The sequence below is a fragment of the Bariatricus sp. HCP28S3_A7 genome (assembly GCF_052066375.1).
Classification (GTDB): domain Bacteria; phylum Bacillota; class Clostridia; order Lachnospirales; family Lachnospiraceae; genus Allocoprococcus.
This window is the reverse complement of sequence record NZ_JBQHSG010000004.1, coordinates 91,471-114,435: the sequence shown is the minus strand read 5'-3', so window position 1 is coordinate 114,435 and position 22,965 is coordinate 91,471. Positions and strand designations below refer to the sequence as shown.

At 45.4% G+C, this 22,965-nt stretch carries 20 protein-coding genes and 1 riboswitch; all 20 genes read left to right on the top strand.

Annotation, left to right across the window (positions count from 1 at the left end; translation table 11 throughout):
• The 20 genes from phoU (at position 1) to ACTNA4_RS04145 (ending at position 22,870) form a co-directional block, all read left to right on the top strand.
• Positions 1-657, top strand: coding sequence for a phosphate signaling complex protein PhoU (phoU, locus tag ACTNA4_RS04240; RefSeq protein WP_427806294.1), 657 nt, complete (start codon positions 1-3; stop codon positions 655-657).
• A gap of 72 nt (positions 658-729) precedes the next feature.
• On the top strand, positions 730-1,416 hold the full coding sequence (locus tag ACTNA4_RS04235) for a response regulator transcription factor (protein WP_427806295.1): 687 nt from the start codon (positions 730-732) through the stop codon (positions 1,414-1,416).
• Complete coding sequence (locus ACTNA4_RS04230; protein WP_441028678.1) at positions 1,406-2,746, top strand: ATP-binding protein; 1,341 nt, start codon at positions 1,406-1,408, stop codon at positions 2,744-2,746. Before ACTNA4_RS04235 ends, ACTNA4_RS04230 begins: the two co-directional genes overlap by 11 nt.
• Positions 2,747-2,872: 126 nt before the next feature.
• Positions 2,873-3,055 (top strand): hypothetical protein, encoded by a 183-nt coding sequence (locus ACTNA4_RS04225; protein ID WP_427806297.1) that lies wholly within the window; start codon positions 2,873-2,875, stop codon positions 3,053-3,055.
• 175 nt (positions 3,056-3,230) lie between these two features.
• The gene (gene yqeB / locus ACTNA4_RS04220; protein ID WP_441024146.1) at positions 3,231-4,058 is read left to right on the top strand and encodes a selenium-dependent molybdenum cofactor biosynthesis protein YqeB; all 828 of its coding nucleotides are present in this window, start codon (positions 3,231-3,233) and stop codon (positions 4,056-4,058) included.
• A 207-nt stretch (positions 4,059-4,265) separates the two neighbouring features.
• Positions 4,266-5,084, top strand: coding sequence for a formate/nitrite transporter family protein (locus tag ACTNA4_RS04215; RefSeq protein WP_441028676.1), 819 nt, complete (start codon positions 4,266-4,268; stop codon positions 5,082-5,084).
• A gap of 213 nt (positions 5,085-5,297) precedes the next feature.
• On the top strand, positions 5,298-7,136 hold the full coding sequence (locus ACTNA4_RS04210; RefSeq protein WP_441028674.1) for an NAD(P)-binding protein: 1,839 nt from the start codon (positions 5,298-5,300) through the stop codon (positions 7,134-7,136).
• Positions 7,133-9,841 carry a formate dehydrogenase subunit alpha gene (gene fdhF / locus ACTNA4_RS04205; RefSeq protein WP_441028672.1) on the top strand — a complete coding sequence of 903 codons (2,709 nt, stop codon included), beginning with the start codon at positions 7,133-7,135 and terminating at the stop codon, positions 9,839-9,841. Before ACTNA4_RS04210 ends, fdhF begins: the two co-directional genes overlap by 4 nt.
• A gap of 131 nt (positions 9,842-9,972) precedes the next feature.
• Positions 9,973-10,698 carry a formate dehydrogenase accessory sulfurtransferase FdhD gene (gene fdhD / locus ACTNA4_RS04200; RefSeq protein ID WP_441028670.1) on the top strand — a complete coding sequence of 242 codons (726 nt, stop codon included), beginning with the start codon at positions 9,973-9,975 and terminating at the stop codon, positions 10,696-10,698.
• Positions 10,699-10,826: 128 nt separating this feature from the next.
• Complete coding sequence (gene mobA, locus ACTNA4_RS04195) at positions 10,827-11,426, top strand: molybdenum cofactor guanylyltransferase (RefSeq protein ID WP_441024139.1); 600 nt, start codon at positions 10,827-10,829, stop codon at positions 11,424-11,426.
• A 111-nt stretch (positions 11,427-11,537) separates the two neighbouring features.
• A riboswitch (molybdenum cofactor riboswitch) is annotated at positions 11,538-11,674 on the top strand.
• A gap of 188 nt (positions 11,675-11,862) precedes the next feature.
• Positions 11,863-13,068, top strand: coding sequence for a molybdopterin molybdotransferase MoeA (locus ACTNA4_RS04190; protein ID WP_441028668.1), 1,206 nt, complete (start codon positions 11,863-11,865; stop codon positions 13,066-13,068).
• Positions 13,050-13,568: a molybdopterin-guanine dinucleotide biosynthesis protein B gene (gene mobB, locus ACTNA4_RS04185; RefSeq protein WP_441024137.1), complete on the top strand. Its 519-nt coding sequence runs from the start codon at positions 13,050-13,052 to the stop codon at positions 13,566-13,568. Before ACTNA4_RS04190 ends, mobB begins: the two co-directional genes overlap by 19 nt.
• Before the next feature lie 93 nt (positions 13,569-13,661).
• Complete coding sequence (locus ACTNA4_RS04180) at positions 13,662-14,687, top strand: molybdopterin-binding protein (RefSeq protein ID WP_441028666.1); 1,026 nt, start codon at positions 13,662-13,664, stop codon at positions 14,685-14,687.
• Between the two features lie 3 nt (positions 14,688-14,690).
• Positions 14,691-15,719, top strand: coding sequence for an XdhC family protein (locus ACTNA4_RS04175; RefSeq protein WP_441028664.1), 1,029 nt, complete (start codon positions 14,691-14,693; stop codon positions 15,717-15,719).
• A 46-nt stretch (positions 15,720-15,765) separates the two neighbouring features.
• The gene (gene moaA / locus ACTNA4_RS04170) at positions 15,766-16,731 is read left to right on the top strand and encodes a GTP 3',8-cyclase MoaA (RefSeq protein ID WP_441016623.1); all 966 of its coding nucleotides are present in this window, start codon (positions 15,766-15,768) and stop codon (positions 16,729-16,731) included.
• A 6-nt stretch (positions 16,732-16,737) separates the two neighbouring features.
• Positions 16,738-17,673, top strand: a complete 936-nt coding sequence (locus ACTNA4_RS04165; RefSeq protein WP_441028662.1) for a molybdopterin-binding protein — start codon at positions 16,738-16,740, stop codon at positions 17,671-17,673.
• Positions 17,674-17,696: 23 nt separating this feature from the next.
• Positions 17,697-18,605: a molybdate ABC transporter substrate-binding protein gene (gene modA / locus ACTNA4_RS04160; protein ID WP_441016617.1), complete on the top strand. Its 909-nt coding sequence runs from the start codon at positions 17,697-17,699 to the stop codon at positions 18,603-18,605.
• A gap of 13 nt (positions 18,606-18,618) precedes the next feature.
• Entirely contained in the window at positions 18,619-19,323 is a 705-nt protein-coding gene (gene modB, locus ACTNA4_RS04155; RefSeq protein ID WP_441016614.1) for a molybdate ABC transporter permease subunit, read from the top strand.
• A gap of 45 nt (positions 19,324-19,368) precedes the next feature.
• Complete coding sequence (locus tag ACTNA4_RS04150; protein ID WP_441016611.1) at positions 19,369-20,409, top strand: sulfate/molybdate ABC transporter ATP-binding protein; 1,041 nt, start codon at positions 19,369-19,371, stop codon at positions 20,407-20,409.
• Positions 20,410-20,782: 373 nt separating this feature from the next.
• Positions 20,783-22,870, top strand: a complete 2,088-nt coding sequence (locus ACTNA4_RS04145; RefSeq protein ID WP_441016608.1) for a molybdopterin-containing oxidoreductase family protein — start codon at positions 20,783-20,785, stop codon at positions 22,868-22,870.
• Positions 22,871-22,965: the final 95 nt, after the last annotated feature.

The following is a 22,965-nucleotide window of genomic DNA, read 5'->3' as shown; positions in this document are numbered from 1 at the left end:
ATGCGGAACAGATTTGACAGACAGCTTGAAATGCTGAACCAGATGCTCATACATATGGGAGAGCTCTGTGAGACGGCGATCGAAGAGGTTACCGGAGCACTGGAAGAAAATGACATGGGCCGTGCGAAAGCGGTGATCACAGCAGATGAGGAAATCGACCAGATGGAAAAAGACATTGAGAATCTTTGCCTGAAACTGCTTCTTCAGCAGCAGCCGGTTGCGAGAGATCTGCGGCAGATATCGGCGGCGCTCAAGATGATTACGGATATGGAGCGAATCGGAGATCAAACGGCAGATATTGCAGATATTGTTACTTCAGCGGAGTTTAATGGAGATGAAAATCTGAAAGATATCGGGCGTATGGCAGAAGCAACGATGAAGATGGTGAGAAACAGTGTATCCGCTTACGTGCAGAAAGATCTGGAACTGGCAAGGAAAGTCATGGATGCGGATGATGTGGTGGATGAACTGTTTGACAGAATCAAAAAAGAGCTTGTAGATACCATTGCGGAACAGAAAGGCTGCGGCGGTGATACAGCGATCGATTTGATCATGATCACGAAATATCTGGAGCGAATCGGTGACCATGCGACGAATATTGCAGAGTGGGTTGAATTTTCCATCACAGGTATTCATGCGGGAAATGTCCGTATCTGACATTGAATGAAAGCGGTATGTCTGGAAAAATGGATCTGGGAGCCTTTGATCTGTAAAGAAGGAGAAAACAAAATGATTTTTTGTGTGGAGGATGAGGCAAACATCCGTGATTTAGTAGTGTATACACTGGAAACTACAGGAATGGAAGCAAGAGGCTTCGAAGATGGTCCCGCTTTTTTTAAAGCTTTGGCAGAGAATCTGCCAGAGCTTGTTCTGCTTGATATCATGCTTCCAGGTGAGGATGGAATGTCCATTCTGAAAAAACTGAAAGCGGCGCCGGAAACAAGGCATATTCCGGTCATCATGCTGACTGCCAAAGGCGCAGAATATGATAAAGTGCTGGGACTGGATTCGGGAGCAGATGATTACGTAACCAAACCCTTCGGCATGATGGAGTTGGTGTCAAGAATCAAGGCAGTACTTCGAAGAAGCGGTGTGAAGACCGAAGAGGCGGAAGAACTTGTTGTCGGACAGATCCGGCTGAACAAGAAGAAACATGAGGTGTATGCCGCAGGAGTGGATGTGACGCTGACCTTGAAAGAATTTGAATTGCTTAGAATGCTCATGGAGAACCGGAATATCGTTCTCACAAGGGATCGCCTTCTGGAGGAGATCTGGGGATATGAATTTGGCGGTGAGACCCGGACCGTGGATGTCCATGTAAGAACTCTGCGCCAGAAGCTTGGAGAAGAAGGCGAACGGATTGAGACGGTACGCGGAGTCGGATATAGGATACGGGGAGAGAAAGATGAAAAATAAAATTCAGCGAAGTATGATCCTGATCGTGACGCTGGCACTGCTCTGTTCTTATAGTCTGATGACGATTGTTATCTATCGGCAGACACTTGGCATCATGGAAACGGAACTGGCGCAGGAGGCAGATTATATCCGGACAGCTATCCGTATTTCGGGCGAACAGTATATGAAGGATATGGATGAGGCGCGCAAGGAGACCCGCGTGACCTGGATCAGTGCAGAAGGCAAGGTCCTTTACGATTCGACAGGAGAACAGAACGCACTGGAGAATCACAGCAGCAGAAAAGAAATTAAAGAGGCAAAAAAGAGCGGAACCGGGCAGGACATCCGCCTGTCGGATACAGTCGGAAAGGAAATGCTGTATTATGCAGTGAGACTGGATGACGGAACGATTCTGCGTGTGGCGAAGAATATGGACACAGTATGGCGGACGGCTCTTAAAGTTCTTCCGTATATGATCCTGATCGGGATCGCAATGGCTCTGATTTCCTGGTTTGTGACGAACGTACAAGTCGGACGTCTGATCCGGCCGATCAATACGCTGGATCTGGAAAAACCGTTGGAAAATGATGTATATGAAGAACTCTCGCCGCTTTTGGAGAGGATCGACAGGCAGAACAGAGAAAAGGAAAAGATGGAACAGATGCGAAGAGAATTCTCTGCCAATGTGTCGCATGAACTGAAGACACCGTTGACTTCAATCTCCGGATATGCGGAGATCATGATGGACGGTCTTGTACGTCAGGAGGATATGAGAGGATTCTCACGTCGAATATACAATGAAGCCAGCCGTATGATCACATTGATCGGTGATATTATCCGGCTTTCCAAACTTGATGAGGGAACGATCGAACTGGAAAAAGAAGATGTAGATCTGTATCGGCTGGTCCGTGATATTGTAAGCCGGCTTTCCGTACAGGCCGAGAAACAAAATGTGCGGATCGAGGTAGTGGGAGAGCATGTGACCTGCCACGGAATCAGGCAGGTTCTGGATGAGATGATCTATAATATGATTGAAAATGCAATCAAATATAATGTACCAAACGGAAAAGTCAGTGTATGGGTCGGAAATACGCTGAATGGAAAAAAAGTGATCGTGAATGATACCGGAATCGGAATTCCGAAAGAACACCAGGACAGAATTTTCGAAAGGTTTTACCGGGTAGATAAGAGTCATTCAAGAGAGACGGGAGGAACCGGCCTTGGACTTTCGATTGTGAAGCATGGAGCGCTCCTGCATGGGGCGGATATACATGTGGAGAGTGAAGTCGGAAAGGGAACCAGGATGGAACTGATCTTCCATGAAGAAAATGATACGTTGGAATGTACATAATTCTATTCAGTAATAAAGAAAATTCGTTTATTATTTTTGTAAATAAGAATTGACTGTAAGGAAAATGAGTACTAGAATAGCCGTTAGATAAAGAAATAATAAAGCATTAACTCGGAGGTAACTATTATGACATCATTGGCGATTGCAGAAATCTTATCAACTTGTGCCGCTTTTGTTCTTCTCGGAGGAGTTTCGTACTGGTATAAATATGGAAAGAAGAGAGATAAGGCAGAACGGAAGGAAATGAAAGAAAAGTTCGAAAAATCTGTTACTTTGCATAATCCGGCATATATTATTTATGAAAGATAACACAAAATAGTAAGAGGGGGCACGGCGATGAGAGCCGTGCCCCTCTTTGTTGCTATGCAAATGAGAAAATGATTTTGGAGTCGACAAAAAATTCACAAGAATATAAGTTTTGTTTGCACTTTTTGATAAAGGCGTACATAATGTTATTACGGTGTTTGAAAATAAAAGGAATCGGATGGTGCTGAAGAAAGAAGAGAATAATGAGATGAGGATATTGATAAAAGGTGCAGGAGATCTGGCAACTGGGATTGCATATGAATTATGGGAAGCAGGACATGAGGTCGTGATGACGGAAATCCCGATTCCGCTTGCAGTTAGAAGGATGGTGTCATTTTCGCGTGCGGTATACGAAGGGGAAGCACAGGTTGAAAAGGCGAAAGCAGTTCTGGTCAGCAATCTGGAAGAGATCGACCTGGAAGTGGAGAATGGGAATATTCCTGTTCTTGTAGATAAAAAAGCTAAAATAATTGGTGAGTACCTTCCAGATGTGTTGGTGGATGCAATTATGGCAAAAAGAAATCTGGGCACTTCGATTCAGGATGCGCCTCTTGTGATTGGAATCGGTCCGGGATTCCATGCAGGAAAAGATTGTCATTATGTGATTGAGACTCTAAGAGGAGATGAGCTTGGAAGAATTATTACAGAAGGAACTGCGGCTCCGAATACAGGGATTCCCGGAGAAGTCGGAGGCTATACCCGGGAGAGACTAGTAAGTGCGTCGGCGGATGGGATCATGGAACCATTAGTACAGATTGGTGATCTGGTTCAGAAAGGGCAGATTGTCGCAAAGACTGGGGGAATATCGGTGACCGCAAAAATGTCGGGAATCGTAAGAGGAATGCTTCAGAAAGGAGTAGAAGTAAAGAAAGGACTCAAAATTGGTGATATCGATGCAAGACCTGACCGCAGGAACTGTTTCCTGATCTCAGATAAAGCCAGGATAATCGGAAAGAGCGTGTGCAGCATTGTAGAGACGAAAAAAATAAAAGAACATAAGAAGTAAAGGTCATCGGTCGTGTCAGATGACCTTTTTTCGCTACTATGTATACTTTCAAAATGTCCAGTGGTCTTGTTTTAGTACTGTAAAATGTCACAAAAATAACTTACTTGTCTAGAAAATAACTTTTCTTGAAATCTGGTTATACCTCTTATACAATAATATTTACAAACAGAATTATTAAAAAAATTGATAAAAGGGAGGAGAAAGAAAATGAATTTATTTTCACCGGCTGAAATAGCCAAAAACTATATCAATATCGGAAAAGGAAAAGTAAACACACCGATTCCGAAGATGCTTCTTATGGCCGTGATGGCCGGAACATTTATCGCGCTCGGAGGTGTGGGAGCAACGACGGCGGCAGTAGGCGTGGAACCTGCCTCGGTCGGAAAGCTGATAGGAGCATGTATCTTCCCCGGAGGGCTTACGATGGTGCTTCTTGCGGGAAGTGAACTGTTTACCGGGAATTGTCTGCTTACGATCCCGCTTCTGGAAAAGGAGATCAAGGTGTCCGGAATGCTGAAGAACTGGGTGGTTGTATATCTTGGTAATTTTATCGGAGGACTTCTTGTGGCAGCTGGCGTGGTGTTTTCTCACCAGATCAGTCTTTTCGATAACGGAATGGCGGTTTCTGTGCTCTCTACTGCAGCGGGAAAATGTACGTTAAGCTTTGGAGATGCATTTATCAGAGGAATTTTCTGTAATTTCCTGGTATGTCTTGCTGTATGGATTTCCTTTGCTGCAAAAGATGTGGCAGGCAAAATCATCGGTCTGTTTTTCCCGATCATGATCTTTGTGGTCTGTGGATTTGAGCATAGTGTGGCAAATATGTATTATATCGGAGCCGGTATTTTTGCCAAAGGAGTTCCGGCATATGCGGAAGCGGCAGCGGCGGCAGGCGTAAATCTGGATGTGATCACATGGGGGAATTTCCTGGGAACGAATCTGATTCCGGTTACGCTCGGCAACATTGTCGGCGGCGGTATCTGTGTCGGATGTGTTTACTGGTTTATTTATCTTGAAAGAAGATAAGACTCCCACCTCTATAGGTGGTGAGTTGCGACAAATATGTCTTGGTGGGAGTACAATCTCCTTCCAAGATAAAGCCTCCGGCGGATTGCAGAGGTGCGCAAATGTATTGTGTCATGCAAAGCATGACGCGCACCTCGCAGCAAGTACGCCGAGGCGTACTTGAACTGAGAAATAATCAGAAATAGGAAGATGAAAGAGAAAGAAGGGAAGGAAATGAGTAAGATTTTTCTTGCGGATCCAAAAAGCTGTGACGTAAAAATCGGCAGGCTGTTGGAAAAATTTGAGACAAAAGTAAAAGTATATCCGCCGGGAACCTGTCCGCTGACCGTACAGCTTTCACTGCTTACGGCTTCAAAGAACCAGACTTGCGGAAAATGTGTTCCCTGCCGTGACGGGCTTCCGCAGCTCGAAACATTACTGAAGAGCATCCTGGAAGGTGATGCTACCATGGAGACGCTGGAGCATATGAGACGGCTGGCTACCATGATCCGGGATACGGCGGATTGTGCGATTGGCTATCAGTCAGCTATTGAAGTGCTGCAGGGACTGGATACATTTCGGGAAGAATATGAGAGCCATATTAAAGACCATGTCTGTCCCGGCGAGATGGGACAGAAGGTGCCGTGCATCAATCTTTGTCCGGCGCATGTGGATATCCCGGCATACATTGCGCTGATCGGGGAGGAAGACTATGCGGGGGCGATCAACATGATCCGTAAGGACAACCCGCTTCCGACGGCCTGTGCCATGATCTGCGAACATCCTTGTGAGCAGAGATGCCGGAGAAATCTGATTGACGATTCCATCAATATCCGCGGACTCAAGAAATATGCGGTGGATCAGATTGCGGCAGATAAAGTTGCGGTTCCGAAAGCGAATAAGTCAACCGGTAAAAAGGTGGCAGTCATCGGAGGCGGTCCTGCCGGTATGACTGCAGCATATTTCCTGGGACTTATGGGACATAAAGTGACGATCTTTGAACGCCAGAAAGCTCTGGGGGGAATGCTTCGGTATGGAATCCCGAATTACCGCTTCCCGAAAGACCGGCTGGATGAAGATATCCGTGCGATTTTGTCGGCAGGAGATATTGAAGTCAAGTACGAAGCAAAAGTCGGAACCGAGATTCCGATTGAAGAAATACATAAAGAATACGATGCGATGTTCGTGGCGATCGGTGCACAGGCAGGGAAGCGTCTTCGCCTGGAAGGCAGCGATGCGGGAAATGTGGAATCCGCAGTGGAGATGCTGGATCGGATCGGGAATGGAAACATTCCGGATTATACCGGCAAAAATGTAGTGGTCATCGGTGGAGGAAATGTGGCGATGGATGCGGCGAGAAGTGCAGTGCGATGCAACGCCGAAGATGTGCGTATCGTTTACAGAAGACGTCAGGATGACATGACGGCGCTGGATACGGAAATTGAATCGGCTGTAATGGAAGGCATCGAGCTTTTGACGCTGAAATCTCCGAAGAGCATTGAAAAAGATGCCGAAGGAAACTGTTCGGCACTCATCGTGCAGCCGCAGATGATCGGACCGTATGACCGTGCGGGACGCCCGAGTCCGGTCGATGCGAAAAAAGATCCGGAGAGAATTCCGTGTGAAGTTATCCTGATCGCGGTAGGACAGGATATCGTGAGCCGTCCGTTTGAAGAATTCGGAATGGAGGCAGAACGCGGTGTATTTAAGGCCGACCTGGATACGGCAGTGGAGAATCTTCCCGGAGTATTTGTCGGAGGAGACTGCGCAACCGGGCCTGCTACGGCAATCCGGGCTGTAGCAGCCGGAAAAGTTGCGGCACATAATATTGATGAATACCTCGGTTATCATCATAAACTGAACTGTGAAGCCACAGTGCCAAGTCCAAAAGAAAACAATCGAATTCCGACCGGACGTGCCAACATTACTGAACGTCCGGCATATGAGAGAAAGCATGATTTTGAGCATGTGGAAAATCCGTATACCCATGAGGAGGCAATGCAGGAGGCCGGAAGATGTCTGCGCTGCGATCACTTCGGATGCGGTGTACTGAAAGGGGGACGTGACGAATGATTAATCTGAAAATTGACGGAATTCAGGCAGAAGTGCAGGAAGGAACAACGATCCTTGAAGCAGCAAGATCCGTTGGAATCAGGATTCCTACACTGTGTTATCTGAAAGAAGTAAATGAGATCGGTTCCTGCCGTCTGTGTGTAGTAGAAGTGGAAGGTATGGATAAACTGCCGACCTCCTGCAATACACTTGTCAAAGAAGGCATGGTCGTTCAGACCATGAGCGAACGTGTGGTGGAGGCCCGGAAAATGGTACTCGATCTGCTGCTCTCCAATCACCACAGAGGATGTTTTTATTGCCCGCAGAACGGAAGCTGTGAACTTCAGGATGTCTGCAACGAATATGGAATCGAGGAAACCTCTTATCTTGGAACAAGAAAGAAGATTGAACGTCCGGCTAAAGACAGCCATCCGTTCTTAAGCTACCAGCCGGAACTTTGTATCCACTGTCAGAGATGTGTAAATACCTGCGCAAAGATGACAGGCAGACATGCAATTACTTTGGGAAAGACAGGAATGTTCAATATCATCGAGGCTCCGTTCGGAGAAGACTGGGATATGACATTATGTGAATCCTGTGGAAACTGCGCTCAGGCATGCCCGACAGGAGCAATCACAGAGAAAAGAAAGAAAAAATACCGGACATGGGAGACGAAAAAGGTCCGTACAACCTGTCCGCACTGTGCGACAGGATGCCAGTTGGATCTGATCGTGAAGGATAACAGGATTGTTGATGTAGAGGGAGCGGACGGTCCATCCAATCACGGCCTGTTATGCGTAAAAGGAAGAAGTGCTTCTTTTGATTTTGTGGATTCTCCGGAACGGATCCGTTATCCGCTGATCAAGAATAAAGAGACGGGAGAATTTGAGCGTGCAACCTGGGATGAGGCACTTGACCTGGTTGCCGAAAAGTTTACCGAAATCAGAAATAATTACGGAGGTGAGGCACTTGCCGGTTTTGCTTGCTCACGTTCCACCAATGAAGATGTATATATGCTTCAGAAAATGGTGCGAACTGCATTCCAGAGCAACAATACTGATAACTGTGCGCGTGTTTGACATGCTCCTACTGTTGCCGGGCTGGCAACCACATTAGGCTCAGGAGCCATGACAAATACGATTTACGATGTCACACACGAATCCGATGTGATCATGCTCGTTGGATCGAATCCGGAACATGCACATCCGGTCATCGGTATGCAGATCCGCCAGGCGGTGGAGAAAGGAACCAGGCTGATCGTAGCTGACCCGCGTGAGATCGATCTTGCAAAGAAGGCGGATATCCACCTGAAATTAAGACCGGGAACAAACGTTGCGTTTGCGAACGGAATGATGCATATTATTATTGAAGAAGGCCTGACGGATGAGACATTTATCAAAGAGAGGACCGAGAACTTTGAAGCAATGAAAGAAGCTGTTAAGGAATACACTCCGGAGCGTGTGTCGGAAATCTGTGGTATTGATCCAGATCTTCTGCGAGAGGCGGCAAGAATGTATGCAACGGCAGATCGCGCACCGATTCTTTACTGTCTGGGAGTTACAGAGCATCATACCGGTACAGAGGGCGTTATGTCACTCTCCAATCTTGCGATGATGGTCGGAAAGATCGGGCGTCCGGGATGCGGTGTAAATCCGATCCGCGGACAGAATAACGTACAGGGTGCCTGCGATATGGGCGCCGCTCCGAATCAGTTCCCGGGATATCAGAATATCGCTGCACCGGGTATTGTGGAGAAGTTTGAGAAAGCATGGAATACAAAGCTGAATCCGAATGTCGGAATCAAAGCGACCGACTGTTTCCCGAAGATGATCACGGGAGAGATCAAAGGACTCTTCATTTTCGGTGAAGATCCGGTCAGAACAGATCCGAATACCAGTCACGTGATCCATGCGCTGGAATCTCTGGATTTCTTTGTGGTGGATGAACTGTTCATGACGGAGACCGCAAAGCTTGCGGATGTAATTCTTCCGGGACGTTCTTATACGGAAAAAGAAGGAACATTTACCAATACAGAACGCCGTGTACAGCGTGTCAGAAAAGCTGTTGAGATTGCAGGCGAGACCAGACCGGATACCTGGATCTTTACGGAGATCATGAACCGTATGGGATATCCGCAGCCGCACCTGACACCGGCAGAGATCATGGACGAAATCGCTTCTGTTACCCCGTCATTTGGCGGCATCAGTCATGCCCGTCTGGACAGCGAAGAAGTGGCGGGAAGAGGACTTCAGTGGCCATGCCCGAATCCGGAGCATCCTGGAACTCCGATTATGCATGTGGGTAAATTCGCAAGAGGTCTTGGATATTTCAGGCCGGCAGAATACAAACCATCCATGGAACTTCCGGATGAAACTTATCCGCTTGTACTGATGACCGGACGTATCTTGTACCATTACAATGCCTGCGCAATGACGGATAAAACAGAAGGAATAAATCAGATTGCCAGCGAATCTTTCATTGAAGTGAATAATGAAGACGCTAAGAAACTTGGTATTGCAGATGGCGAGATGGTAGCTGTTTCTTCCAGAAGAGGAAGAATCAAGGTGAAAGCGAGTGTATCAGGAAAGACCAGAGAAGGTGAGTGCTGGATGCCGTTCCACTACATCGAAGGCGGTGCGAACTGGCTGACGAATGATGCATTGGACGGAATTTCAAGCACACCGGAATATAAAGTCTGTGCCGTTAGAGTAGAAAAGTTATCTTGAAAGAAGATGAGACTCCCACCTTGCAGCAAGTACGCTGAGACGTACTTGAAAGTATGATGAGACCGGTGCCTGTATGGTGCCGGTTTCCTTGCAAATAGTGCAGGATTTGACATGATAGGAAGGAAGACTTCATGCAAGTAATGAATCAATATGAACAGGGACCGTTAACAGAAAAGAGTGAGTGTCTGTATATAAGTCGGGAAGGAAAACGATATCAGGAAAATACGAGAATTTTACGAGAACAAAAAATAGATATTATCATCAATGAGAAGCTTATTCTTCATACGATGTGCACTCCACAGTATCTTACGGAAGCTGTCCTTGGAAGACTTCGAACAGAAGGAATCATAGAGAAGGTAGATGAAATAGAGAAGATTCATATAGGAAACGATGGGAAAATTGCAACGATTACCATGAAAAATGATGCATGGAATGAAAAGCAGTGTAAAAAGTTGTCCCCGGTTTCGCCTGTCAAGTGGAAAGAAGAATGGATTTTCCATTTGGCAGATATCCTTGCAGAAGGAATGCCACTTCACAACGAAACATGGGGAACACACAGCTGCTTTCTTGCAAAAGAGGGGGAAGTAATATTTGCCTGCGAAGATATCGGCCGTCATAATGCAATCGATAAAGTGGTTGGTTATGCTTTGTTACATGAAATAGATTTAAAAAAATGTATGCTGTATTCCAGTGGAAGAATGCCCTCAGATATGGCTGAAAAGGTGATACGCGCCGGGATACCCATAGCAGTTTGTAAGGCGGTTCCGACGGCAGAAGCAGTAGAATTGGCAAAGAAATATCGTCTTACCTTGATCTGTGCGGCAAGACCGGATCGGATTAGGGTGTATGTGTCGTAGTAATATCAGATGGGAGATGACTTCCGCCTCTTTAGGCGGTGAGTCTTGAATTTCTGCAAAAATGTATCTGCTCGGAGTCAGAATATGCTATACTTTCTAAAGGACGTGAAAAGATAAGGTGATAGAATATGGATGGATTACTGCTTGCAGGCGGAAAAAGCAGCCGCATGGGTGGGCGACATAAAGGAGATCTTCTCTATGGAAATGAGACATTTACCACCCGAATGATACATGAATTTTCAAAAGACGCAGATACAATCTGGATTTCCTACGGAGCAAAGGTCCATGGAACGTATGAGAATTGCCGGATTGTGAGGGATATTTATCCCGATTGCGGTCCAATTGGCGGAATACATGCCGGACTTACAGCGTGTGAGTCGGATGAAGTGATGGTTGCCGCGTGCGATATGCCATTTTTGAAAATCGAATTGTTCCGTTATCTGAAAACAAAGATGGACGAAGCGGGAAAACAGGAGCATATCATATATGACGGTGTCATGCCGGTACTGGAAAGAAGAATGCATCCGCTGGCAGCGATTTACCGGAAATGTGTTGCACAGGTGATGGAACGGCAGATTTTATCGGGAAATTATAAAATCAGAGATGCATTTGAAAAAATGCATATTTTATATGTAGATGTGACTGAGAATGAAAATTTTGCCAGGATGTTGCGGAATGTGAATACTATGGAAGAGTATAAAATGCTTTCTGTTATTGATGTTCAATGATATTATGAGCCAAGGGACAAAAGGTCATGCATTACAAAAGGAACGTCCCCGGTACTGATAAAAAAGCAAAATAATGATTAGGGGATGTTCCCCAATAATAAAATATGATATAATATAAGTGTTCTTTGAGCGAAAGCATCTAAGTCGAAGAGATATGATGCCAAGCCGGGATGAATCTCTCATCCCCGGGGTCCGAATAGAAATGTGAAGGCCTTCCTTATTTGAAAAAAAGAACATGAAGTGGTCGTATTGTGCATAAACGGCAGTAGGAGGACTTTCATGTCTTTCTGCTGCCTTTTTTTATCTTGAAAGAAGATAAAGCCTCCGGCGGATTGCAGAGGTGCGCAGATGTATTGTGTCATGCAAAGCATGACGCGCACCTCGCAGCAAGTACGCTGAGGTGTACTTGAATAATACTTTAAAAAAGGAGAGGAAAATGGAAAGGTTACTGTTAGAACAGGCTACAGAAATTCTGCTCAGTCATACGGAGAAAATCACTGCATGTGAGGAAATATCTCTGTGGGATGCCGTAGGACGGGTGCTTGCCGAAGATATTTATGCGACAAGAAATCAGCCTCCGTTTTCTAGGTCACCCCTGGATGGATATGCAGTAAGAAGCGAGGATATCCGGGGAGCTTTGAGGGAAAGACCGGTCAGGCTGCGTGTGATCGATGAAGTGGATGCCGGTCATGTGACGGAGAAAAAAGTGGAGCCGGGGTTGGCCGTTAGAATCATGACCGGTGCGCCGATTCCGGAAGGAGCCGACTGCATCATCGGGCAGGAAGATACAGATTACGGAGAAGATACGGTAGAAATCTATGCAGAGATCAAAGCATACCAGAATTACTGCTTTGAAGGGGAAGACTACAAAAAGGGAGCGAAGCTTCTGACAAAGGGAATGGTAATTGGTTCGATAGAAGCGGGAGTCCTGGCAAGTCTTGGGATGGAGAAGATATCAATCTACAGAGCGCCGCGCGCGGCGGTGCTGACAACCGGAGATGAGCTCATGCTCCCCGGCGAAGAGCTTTTTCCGGGAAAAATATATGATTCGAATCTATATACTTGTGTCACGCGCCTGAAGTCCTGGGGAGTACAGGTTACTTATCAGGGAAGGGCAGAAGATGATGCAAAGATTGTCGCAGGACACATCCGGAGAGCTGCCGAAAATGCCGATATCCTGATTACGACAGGAGGTGTATCAGTAGGAAAGAAAGACATCATGCATGAAGTGCTTCAGATTCTGGACTGTCAAAAGCTCTTCTGGGGAGTACAGATTAAGCCCGGAATGCCGACCCTTTGTGCACTCTATCAGGGAAAGCCGCTCATTTGTCTTTCGGGAAACCCGTATGGTGCGGCTGTAAATCTGGAGCTTTTAATCCGCCCGGTACTTGCAAAAATGTCCGGAAGATACGACCTTGCCATTAAGAGAATCATGGCAGTATGTGACAGTGAATTTTTGAAAATGAGCCATGTCACACGTTATGTCAGAGCGAGATGCGCGGATGGCCATGTGAAAATCGCAGATGGTTCAAATGATTCCGGAATTCTAAGCAGTATGTGTGGTTGTAACTGCCTGATTGAGATTCCGGCGGGAACTCCTAAGATAGAAAAAGGAGAGACGGTATGTGTGGTGATGTTGTAAAAAAAGAACCATTTGTCGCAGTAATATGCGGTGTGAAAAATTCCGGAAAAACGACACTGATCACGCGGCTTGTGAGGCTTCTTTCGGAAAAAGGAATCCGAACGGCGGTTATTAAGCACGACGGACATGATTTTGAGTGTGATATACCCGGAACGGACAGCTACCGGATTCGCGAAGCCGGTGCGTATGGAACGGCGGTATTTTCAAAATATCGAAGTTTCGTATACAAAGAAGGCTGCAGGGAAACTCCTGAGGAAATGATTGCACAGTTTCCGAAAGCGGATCTTATTCTGATTGAGGGAATGAAGAACAGTACTTATCCGAAAATAGAAGTGATCCGCAGGGAGATATCAGGAGAGCCGGCTTCCAATCCTGAGGGAAGATTTCTGATCGTAAGCGATTGGGAGGACGGACATTTTAAAGAAGAAAAGATGACAGGACTGGATGAAATCGAGACAATATTAGGGATACTGCTGGAAAAAGCAGGATTAAATCGATAAAAAGTTGTCTGGGCAACATGATTTTATGTACGGTTTTGTTATACTGTTTTCGGGAAATGAGAACGTACAAAGTAGATTTAGGAGATAAAAAAGATGAAACTAGTAAAAACAGAGGATGCTGTAGGACAGGTTCTGTGCCATGATATTACACAGATCATTAAAGGAGTCACGAAGGATGCCGTATTTCGGAAAGGGCATGTAGTGAAGGAAGAAGATATTCCGGTTCTTCTGTCTGTAGGAAAAGAGCATTTGTATATTTGGGAAAAGGAAGAAGGAATGCTGCATGAAAATGAAGCGGCAGAGATCCTTCGAAAGATCTGTCAGGGAAGTAATATGCACCCCTCAGATGTAAAAGAAGGAAAAATCGAACTGATTGCAGATATTGACGGAGTGCTGAAAATTGATGTGGAGAAACTGAACCGGATCAATTCGCTTGGTGAGATTATGATTGCAAGCCGTCATGGAAATTTCCCAATCAAAAAGGGAGACAAGATTGCAGGAACCAGAGTGATTCCGCTTGTGATTCATGAGGACAAGATGAAGGCGGCGGAAGAGATCGGCGGTGACGAACCGATTTTTCAGGTCAGACCTTACGAGAAGAAAAAAGTCGGTATCGTGACCACGGGAAGCGAAATCTTTAAAGGAAGAATTCAGGATACATTTACCCCGGTGATCCGGGAGAAAATCGCAGAATATGGAATTGAAGAAGCGGAACATATTCTGTGTGACGATGATCATGTGAAAATCACAGAAGCGATCATGGAAATGATTGCAAGAGGATGTAACATGGTGATCTGCACGGGCGGAATGAGTGTGGATCCGGATGACCGGACACCGCTTGCCATCAAGAATACGGGAGCCGAGATCGTGACATATGGAGCACCGGTGCTTCCGGGAGCCATGTTCATGTTGGCATATTATGATGGTGCAATTCCGGTAATGGGCCTTCCGGGCTGCGTAATGTATGCGAAACGGACCATTTTCGATCTGGTTCTTCCTAGAATCATGACCGGTGAAAAATTAAAAGCCAAAGATCTAAATCTACTTGGACAAGGAGGACTTTGCCTCTCATGTCCTGTATGTACGTTCCCAAATTGTGGATTTGGAAAGGCAATGTAGAAAATGAGAGCATTATTTGAGGCAATACAAGAGACAGATGTGAACAGGCTTCGAAGCGTTCTGACCGTTCTGGACGGAGAAAATATCGGAGAAAAGGCTTTATTAGTAGATGGAAATATCGTCTGGGAGAGCAGAGAAAATGGATTTTTCCGGGAATATAAGAAGGAAATCCAAGAACGGAATGAAACAGAAACTTTTCTTCTTGGAGGCCGTGAGATATTTTGTGATGTTCTGGGTCAGGAGAAGCAAATTGTCATCTGCGGAGGCGGTCATGTATCGATTCCTGTCATTACACTAGGTGTCATGATGGGATGTGAAGTGACGGTTTTGGAAGACAGACCGACTTTTGCTGACAATGCAAGACGCGCAGGGGCAACGAACGTGATATGTGAACCATTTGAACAAGGACTGGATAAAGTGGAAGGAAATTCAGACACTTATTTTGTAATCGTAACCCGCGGTCACAGATACGATCAGGTTTGCCTTGAAAAGATTGCTCAGAAAGAACATGCCTATATTGGGATGATAGGAAGCAGACGCCGAACCACGATGGTGAAGCAGACGCTTGTAGAAAAAGGAATTGATAAAGAAGTATTAGACAAAGTATATACACCGATCGGCCTTGACATCGGAGCACAGACACCGGTGGAAATTGCAGTTGCGATCATGGCAGAGATTATCGAAGTGAAGAATAAAAAGAAACGAACCTGCGGATATACGAAAGAAATTGTGAAGGCGGTTCTGGATCGGGAGGATTATCCAGAAAAGAAAGTCATGGCAACGATTGTAAAGAGAAAAGGTTCTGCACCACAGGGAGTCGGAATCAAAATGTTGGTTCTTAGAGATGGGAAATGTATCGGTACGATAGGCGGAGGATGTATGGAGGCGAATGTCACACAGAAGGCACTTCTGATGGCGGCAGGAAAAGGCCCCGAAATCGCTCTTTGTAAGGTGGATATGACAGGCGCGGACGCAGAGGAAGAAGGGATGGTCTGCGGAGGCGTCGTGAGCGTACTTCTTGAATTGATATAGTTTTTGGCTGATAACCGAACGAATCACAAAAAAGGAGGAAACTCAAGTGAAGGACGGTTTTGGAAGAGAAATCGATTATATGAGAATTTCCATCACAGACAGATGTAATCTGCGTTGCCGGTACTGCATGCCGGAAGGAATTTCCTGGATCCCGATGGAAGAAATACTGACGTTTGAAGAAATAGAAGCCGTAGTCAAAGAAGCGGCAACACTGGGAATTAAAAAAATAAAAGTGACAGGCGGGGAACCGCTGGCAAGAATTGGATGTCCTACGCTTGTGGGAATGCTAAAGAAGGTTCCGGGGATTGAAAAGGTTACACTTACGACAAACGGAGTTTTCCTTTCAAAATACGCAGAACAACTGAAGGAAAAAGGATTGGATGCTGTAAATATCAGTCTTGATACTCTGGACGAAAAAAGATTTGAAGAGATTACCGGAAGGGATGAACTTAAGGCAGTGCTGGATGGAATTGAGACAGCACTGGAACTTCAGATTCCGGTGAAAATCAATTCGGTTCTTCAGAAAGGGCAGAACGAAAAGGAATGGCAGGCTTTAGCCGAACTTGCACATCATAAAAAGCTGGATGTCCGGTTTATCGAGATGATGCCAATCGGATATGGAAAAAAATTTGAGCCTGTTTATAATGAAGAGCTGCTGAAAAAAATGGAAGAAAAATACGGGGAATTAAAGCCCGATACACGTGTACATGGAAACGGACCGGCAATCTATTATTCTGTTCCGGGATTTGAAGGAAGTATCGGATTTATCAGTGCAATTCATGGCAAATTCTGCAAGAGCTGCAATCGGATCCGCATGACATCAACGGGTGATATAAAAGCATGCCTGTGTTTTGATGAGAGCTTATCCATTAAAGAAGCACTCAGAGCAGGAGACATGGAAGAAGTAAATCATTTGCTGGTACTTGCGATTTCAAATAAACCGGTATCGCATCAGTTTGAACAGAAGGAAATGATTACGGAGCAGCGCGAAATGGCTTTGATAGGAGGATAATAAAATATGGGAGAGATAAAAGCAATCTGTATCAGCGAAAAGCGAGGAACGCAGAAGAAAGAAATACCGGAGGCGCAGATTTTGGAGGATTGGGGCATTGAAGGAGACGCCCACGGCGGTAAATGGCATCGCCAGATCAGCCTTCTTGCAGTGGAAAAGATTGAAGATTTCCGCGCAAGAGGAGCAGAAATAGATTATGGCGCATTTGGCGAGAATCTCATCGTAGAAGGGTATGATCTGCGGGCGCTTCTGGTGGGGACCAGATTTAAGATTGGCGAAGTCCTTCTGGAACTGACCCAGATTGGAAAAGAGTGTCACAGTCATTGCGAGATTTATAAAAAAATGGGTGACTGCATCATGCCGAGAGAAGGTGTATTTACAAAGGTGCTTCACGGAGGGCATATTCAAAAAGGTGATAAGATCGAAATGATTCCGCCGGAGCAGGAAAGGCCATTTACAGTGGCTGTGATTACCTTAAGTGATAAAGGCTTTGCCGGAGAAAGGGAAGATAAAAGCGGACCGCTCATCTGCGAAATGTTAAAAGAAGCCGGATACGATGTGGTGGAGACGATTCTCCTTCCGGATGAAAGAGTGGGACTTGAGCGTCAGATGAAGCGCCTTGCCGATCAGAGGCAGGTGAGCCTGATTCTTACGACAGGCGGAACCGGATTTTCTCCGAGGGACATCACGCCGGAGGCAACGATTGCGGTATGTGACCGGATGGCACGAGGAATTGCCGAAGCAATCCGCGGATATTCCATGACGATCACCAGACGGGCTATGCTCAGTAGAGCAGAATCGGGAATACGAAAGGGCACACTGATTGTGAATCTGCCGGGAAGCCCGAAAGCAGTCAAAGAATCTCTTGAATTCATTTTACCGGAGCTCTCTCACGGACTTGGAATCCTGAGAGGAAGCGAAGGTGAGTGTGCAAGACAATAAAATATAAAATGAGAAACAAAATTATGAAAATGAGAGAAATTGGAAAGAGACTGGCAGCTGCAGCAATGATTCTTGCTATGTCAGCGGGACTTGCAGCATGCGGAGCTCAAACAGAGTCAGAGCCTGAAACTGCGAACACAGAGGAGCAGGAGACAGATCAGGAAGAGAAAACAAAAGAGCCGGTAGAAATTCAGGTGTTTATCGCAGCCAGCTTAAATACCGTTATGACAGATCTGGCAGCGCAGTATAATGAAGAGCATCCGGAAGTGAAGATTACATTTAATGCAGACAGTTCAGGAACCCTGCTTACACAGATTGAAGAAGGATATGAATGTGATATTTTCTTCTCCGCAGCACAGAAACAGATGGATCAGCTCGAAGCCGATGGCTTTGTAGTAGATGGAACCAGAAAAAATGTTGTAAATAACCAGGTAGTTGTCGTTACATTAAAGGACAGTGGTACAGAAGTTACAGGTCTTGAGACTTTGAATAAAGCAAAGAGCATTGCACTTGCAGGCGGAAGCGTTCCGGTAGGAAAATATACTCGTCAGGCACTTGTAAATCTTGGAATTCTGAATAAGGTTGATGATGTATCCGCTATTACCACTGAAGAAATTATCCAGGCACTCGGCGGAGTGGAAATCAGTGAACAGGCTAATGTAAGTAAAGTTCTCATCGCTGTTGCAGAAGGTGCATGTGAAGTTGGAACAACCTACTACTCAGATACTTATGGATATGAAGATAAATTAGACATTCTTGAAAAAGTAAGCTATGATCTGACAGGAAATGTAATCTATCCAGTCTGCCAGGTTGAAAATAAAGAAGCAGATGATGCCGAGAAGCAGGCGGCAGCTGATTTCCTCGCATTTATCACATCGGATGAGGCAAAACAGGTATTTGACAGCTACTATTTTGACACAAATGTAGAGTAAAAGGAGCAGATGCATGGGAGAAATAGGAAAAATACTTACATCTCTGGATTTCAGCCCATTATTCATTTCGCTGAAGACCGGAGTGGCGGCGACAATCCTTTCCTTTTTTCTTGGAATCTATGCAGCGCGAAAATGTATGTATGCAAAAGCGGGAGTGAAAGCGGTTCTGGACGGGATCCTTACACTCCCTCTCGTGCTTCCGCCAACCGTTGCAGGATTCATTTTATTATTGATTTTCAGTACCAGAAGACCGGTGGGAGAATATCTCTATACGACATTTGACATTAAAATTGTACAGTCCTGGACAGGATGTGTGATCGCAGCAACCGTGATTGCATTTCCGCTCATGTACCGGAATGCCAGAGCAGCATTTGAACAGGTAGACGTAAACTTAATCTATGCAGCGCGGACGCTTGGAATGTCGGAACGGAAGATTTTCTGGAAAGTTGTCGTACCGGCGGCAGGTCCCGGAGTGGCAGCAGGAACGGTACTTACCTTTGCAAGAGCTATGGGGGAGTACGGTGCAACCTCCATGCTTGCGGGAAATATCCCCGGAAAGACCGGAACCATTTCCCAGAAAATCGCTATGGTTATTCAGGATGGGGACTTCCTGACAGCAGGTGTATGGGTCGTAATTGTGATGGTGATCGCATTTGCAATCGTCGTACTCATGAATCTGGTATCCGGCAAGAAGATGAAGAACATCAGGCACTGGTAAGAAAAGGCAGTAATAAGAAACTGATAACAAATCAGGAGGAAAAGGATGGCTATCGATATTAAAATCAAAAAAGAATTCGGAAGATTCTGCCTGGATGTGAGTATGCAAAGCAAGGGCAAACGGATCGGAATCCTTGGTGCATCCGGCTGCGGAAAAAGCCTGACCTTAAAAAGCATTGCCGGAATCGAGCGCCCGGACGAAGGATATGTAAACATAAACGGTCGGATTCTACTTGACACCAATCAAAAAATAGACTTAAAACCACAACAAAGAAGAGTAGGATATCTCTTTCAGAATTATGCACTGTTCCCGACTATGACGGTGGAAGAAAATATAGCAGCAGGTCTTACCGGTAAAAAAGCAGAAAAAATGGAAAAAGTGCACCGGATGATGGAACGTTTCCAGATACAGGGACTGGAAAAACACCTTCCCGGGCAGCTCTCCGGAGGACAGCAGCAAAGAGTTGCACTTGCAAGAATCATGGTATACGAACCGGACGTCATCCTTCTGGATGAACCATTCTCGGCTCTCGATGCCCACCTTCGGGACCGGATGCTCAGAGAACTACTGGAACTACTGGAAGATTACGATGGAACAGCAATACTCGTATCCCATAGCCGTGATGAAATCTACAGCTTCAGCGAAGAAATTCTGATCATGGAAAACGGAAAAGGAATCTGCATGGATAAGACAAAAGAACTCTTCGATAACCCACAGTGGGAAGCCGCAGCAAGACTCACCGGATGCAAGAATATCGTTAAGATATCTGAAGCAAGTGACGGTAAATACGATATCCTTGAATGGGGAATCACACTAAAAGGAGATATTCCTGCTCAGGCAAAATCTATTGGAATCAGAGCCCACGATTTTATTCCAATCTGGAATGGGACTATGGAAAATGTAATTCCAGTCGAACAATGGAACATGGTAGAGTGCCCATTTGAACGAAAATATTTCATAAAATCCAAAGCAGGAAATGAGGACATCTGCTGGTTCGTCCAGCGGAATCTGTATGATAAAATCGATGAAAAAGGAATGCCGAAAGCGCTTGTAGTACCGCATGAGAAAGTACTGGTACTTAAATAGGGGACGCTGCATCCGTCACGAGCAGCGCCCATTGGCGGGTTTGTTTACATTTTAATTAATCTTTTTTTCCAATAAGAACATAGAATATTTACGACGAAATATAAAATGATACTCTGCTCAAAATCATATTTCTATGATATGATGATACTAGGGTCAAAAGGTCATGCATTTCATGCCTGCATGAAAATGCATGACTTTGGGACCCGTAAAACATGAGAAACTAGCCATTTTTCGCAGAAAAATGTGCGGATTTCGAATGTTTTTAGGATTTCGGGAGCGTGAAACGCGAAGAAATCCGTAAGCATCATGGGGTCAAAAGCTTTTGATCCCAACATCATATGATGTAACAAAAGGGGAAAAGGAGGTAATACATATGATAGTAAATCGTATTTGCGGAATGTGTCAGGGAGGGTGTCAGGTAAATGTCACCATTGAAGATGGCAAGATTGTACGTGTAGAACCAGATAAAGCATCAGCTAAAGGACGTCTTTGCGTCCGGGGGGCACTTACCCCGGAACTCTTGTACAGCCCGGATCGTCTTACATATCCACTTATCCGGAATGGGGAAAAAGGAGAAGGAAAATTCCGTCGTGCCACATGGGAAGAAGCAATTGAATATGCGGCTCAATTAATCCGCGAAACAGCTGAAAAATATGGAAAAAAATCGCTGGCGTCTTATCTTGGCCGAGGGGTTCTTGGAATGCCGATCGGTCGTATTCTAAATAATGGAACAAAGCCATGTCTTATGAAACGTCTTGGTTCACCAAATGATTTCAACGTGGCTTCTATCTGCAACATGGCTTCCAGCATGGTCACACCAATGACAACCGTGGGAATCGGTACTCGTATGATGGTACAGGATATTCCAAATAGTGATTACATCTTCGCGTGGGGGAAGAATTCCACTACAGATGACGGTCCACAGATGGCACTAAAGGCAATCAAAGCGGCAAAGGAACGAGGCGCAAAACTGATTGTTATAGATCCGCGTGAAACAGGAATCGGAGAACTTGCGGATCTCTGGATCCCGGTTGTCCCAGGCGCTGACGGAGCTCTGGCTCTGGCAATGTTAAAACTCATCATTGATTCAGGACGCTATGATAAAGAATTTGTACGCGATTACACGCGCGGCTTTGAAGAATTCAAACAATATCTGGACACTTTGACAATCGAACAGCTTTCTGCATGGTGTGGTGTCTCTCTTGATATGATTAACGAGTTGACTGATATCTTCTGTTCAACAGAGAAAATTTCACTGGTTTCTTATACTGGCTTGGAATATCAGCTCAGCGGAATCCAGAATAACCGTGCTATTTTTACATTATGGGCGATCACGGGCAAGCTGGACGTAGAAGGAGGTATTTATTTTAACTGTAAAGGACTTCCTACTTTTAAACCAAAAGAACTTCCGGAAGAAGAACTGGTCGGCACCCGCGAATTCCCAATGTTCTACAAATTTATGGGAAGTGGACAGTTTGCACGTTTTCCGAAAGCAGTGCTGGAAGATGATCCTTATCCGATTAGAGCGTTGATTCTTGCCGGTGGTTCCCCTGCGCTTACGTTCCCGGACAGCAAGAAATGGAGGGAAGTATATAAGAAACTGGATTGTCTGATCGTATTAGACCGATATCCAACCGAAGATTCCCGCTATGCTGACGTAATCTTCCCGGCATGTACGTTGTTTGAAACCTATAAACCATATGTAGATGAAAATGGAACGATTCAGTTAATGGAACCGGCCATATCTCCGGTAGGAGAAAGCTGTAATGACTGTATCATTCTCGGACGGCTTGCAAAAGCACTTGGTGTGGGTGATGATTATCCATCCAATGTCGAAGAATTGAAGAAGTGGCTTTGCGAAGAAATGCCGCCGTATGCCGGTGATTTTGGATCTGGAAAAAAACAGCCTCCTCGTATTTATAAAAAATATGTAACAGGCGGACTTCGTGCAGACGGACAGCCAGGTTTCCCGACTCCATCAGGAAAATTTGAAATCTGTTCCACTCTTTTAGAAGAAAACGGATTTACACCATATCCGGAATACACCGATATACGTTCTATTCCGGAAATGAATGATCCGGCATTTCCATTCATAATGACAACAGGTGCGAGAAGTCTTCATAGAATGGGCGTATTTGGCGCAAACCTTCCGGGTGTTGCTAAAGTAGAACCTTATCCATATATGGATCTTTCACCAGAAGATGCAAAAGAACTGGGAATTGATGATGGAGACTGGGCACAAGTGACAACTCCATTTGGTACAGGAACATTCAAAACCAGACTGGCGGGCATGACGCGTCATTGTATTCACATTCCCCATGGCGGCGGAAGTGCATATATGCCAGAAGCATGGAAAATAGGAAATGTAAATGAACTGACAAGCCTGGATTACAATGATCCAATTACAGGATTCCCGACTATGAAATCGGTTCCATGCCGCATCGAAAAAATAGTGAGATAGGGGACGCTGCATTTGTCACGACCAGCGCCCATTGGCATATTTTGCCATAAATGGTATTGTATATTAAAAAAACTTGGGGTTCCCGCTTTGATGAA